2 protein-coding genes are annotated in these 2,208 nt (G+C 73.2%); both read right to left on the reverse strand.

All coding sequences use genetic code 11. The features are described 5' to 3' along the window. Positions 1–840 (reverse strand): NAD(P)-dependent oxidoreductase (locus tag GSF22_RS33060; protein WP_307804511.1); only part of this gene is annotated, 840 nt, incomplete at its 3' end. Continuing rightward, the coding region (locus tag GSF22_RS33065; RefSeq protein WP_208817836.1) for an aldehyde dehydrogenase family protein at positions 837–2,208 on the reverse strand (1,372 nt) is incomplete at its 5' end. The genes GSF22_RS33060 and GSF22_RS33065, both read right to left, overlap by 4 nt.

Consider the following 2,208-nt stretch of genomic DNA (forward strand, 5'->3'; position numbering starts at 1 on the left):
GTGCAGCAGCGGGTCGTCGGGGTCGGGTGGTTCGGGGGCGAAGACGTCAACCGCGTAGCCGCGCAACCGCCCGGCGTCGAGTGCGGCGAGCACGGCGGTGTGGTCGACGACCCCGGCGCGCGCGGTGTTGACCAGCAGGGCGTCCGGGCGCATCCGGGTCAGGGCGGCGGCGTCGAGCAGTCCGGTGGTCTGCGGGGTCTGGGGCACGTGCAGGCTCACCACGTCGGCGGTGCGCAGCAGGGTGTCCAGCTCGACCAGGCGCACGCCGGGGGGTGCGGCGGTGACCGCGACGTCGTAGCCGACCACGGTCATGCCCAGTGCCCGGGCGCGGGCGGCGACGCCCCGGCCGATCGCGCCGAGCCCCACCACGCCGAGGGTCCGCCCGGTCAGCATGGTCCCGGTCAGCCCGGCCGCGACGACCGCCGACGGCAGCGACCGGCCGGCCGGGAAGTCTCCCCGGGCCAGCGCGGCCACCGCCGCCGGGGTACCTCGGGCGAGGGTGAGGGCGGCCAGGATGACGAACTCGGCCACGCTCTCGGCGTTGGCTCCCGGGGTGGCCACCACGGCGATGCCGAGGCGGTCGGCCGCTGCCAGGTCGATGCCGTCCAGGCCGGCGCCGTGCCGGCCGACGACCCGCAGCCGGGGGGCGGCTTCGAGCATGCCGGCGGTCACCGGTGAGGAGCGCACCACCAGGGCGTCCGCGTCGGCGAGCGGCCCGGCCAGGGCGGCCGGATCGGTGGTGTGGGCGATGTGGACGTCGCCGGCTGCGCGCAGCAGGGCCAGACCGGCCGCTGCGATGGGTTCGGTGAGCAGGATGGTCGGGGTCACGTCGGTCCTCACCAGCCGGTGTAGCAGGTCACGGGTACGGAGTAGAAGTCCCGGGCGTAACCGCCCTGCTCGCGGGGACCGTGGTTGGAGGCACCGGTGCCGCCGAAGGGCAGGTGCAGTTCGGTGCCGGCGGTGGGAAGGTTGACGTTGACGATGCCGGCCCGCGCGTCGCGTTTGAACCGTTCGGCCGCCGACAGCGACGTGGTCACGATGCCGGCGGAGAGCCCGTAGTCGGTGTCGTTGGCGACGTCGATCGCCTCGTCGGGGTCGTCGACCCGGATGATGCAGGCCACCGGGCCGAAGATCTCCTCCCGGGCCAGTCGCATGTCGTTGCGGGCGCCGGCGAAGAGGGTCGGCCGCATGAACTGCCCGTCGTCGGGTTGGTGGGTGCCGCCGGAGACCACGGTCGCGCCCTCGGTCCGGCCGATCCGGACGTAGTCGAGGTTCTGGGCCAGTTGCTCGGGGCTGACCACCGGGCCCAGTTGGCTGGCGGGGTCGAGCGGGTCGCCGACCCGCAACGCGCCGGTCGCCGTGGCGAGGGCTTCGACGAACCGGTCGTGGATGCCGGCCTGCACGATGAGTCGGCTGGACGCGGTGCAGCGTTGGCCGGTGCTGAAGAAGCTGCCGTCCAGGGCACAGCGCACCGCCACCGCCAGGTCGGCGTCGTCGAGCACCACCAGCGGGTTCTTGCCGCCCATTTCGAGTTGGAACCGCTTGTTGCCGTGGGTGATGCACTGGTGGGCGACGTGGGTGCCGGTGGTGGTGCCGCCGGTGAACGAGATGCCGTCGATCCCGGTCGAGGTCAGCAGTTCCTCGCCGACCACCCGGCCGGCCCCCATCACCAGGTTGAACACGCCGGGTGGCAGGCCGGCTGCGGTGATGATCCGGGCGAGTTCTCCGGCTGAGGCGGTGACCAGTTCGGCGGGCTTCAGTACCACCGTGTTGCCGTAGGCGAGCGCGGGGGCGATCTTCCAGGCCGGGATCGCCAGTGGGTAGTTCCACGGGGTGATGACGCCGACCACGCCGAGCGGGCGACGGCGGACCTCGGCGTGTACCCCGGACCGGGTGGAGGCGTAGACCTCGCCCTGAGGTTGTAACAGCTGGTGGGCGTAGTACCGGAAGGTCTGTCCGGCACGGGTGACCTCGCCGCGTGCTTCGGTGAGCAGTTTGCCCTCTTCCCGGGCGAGCAGCACCGCGAGTTCCTCGGTCCGGCCCAGGATGGTGCTGCCGATCCGGTCCAGGATCTCCATCCGCTGTCCGACGGGCCGGCGGGCCCAGTCGGGTTGGGCGCGGCGGGCGGCTTCGACGGCCGCACGGGCGGTGTCGCGGTCGGCCTGGGCGTACTCGCTGACGACCTCGTCGGGGTGGGCGGGGTTGAGG

It is taken from the genome of Micromonospora echinofusca (assembly GCF_017614955.1).
GTDB classification, from domain to species: domain Bacteria; phylum Actinomycetota; class Actinomycetes; order Mycobacteriales; family Micromonosporaceae; genus Micromonospora; species Micromonospora echinofusca_A.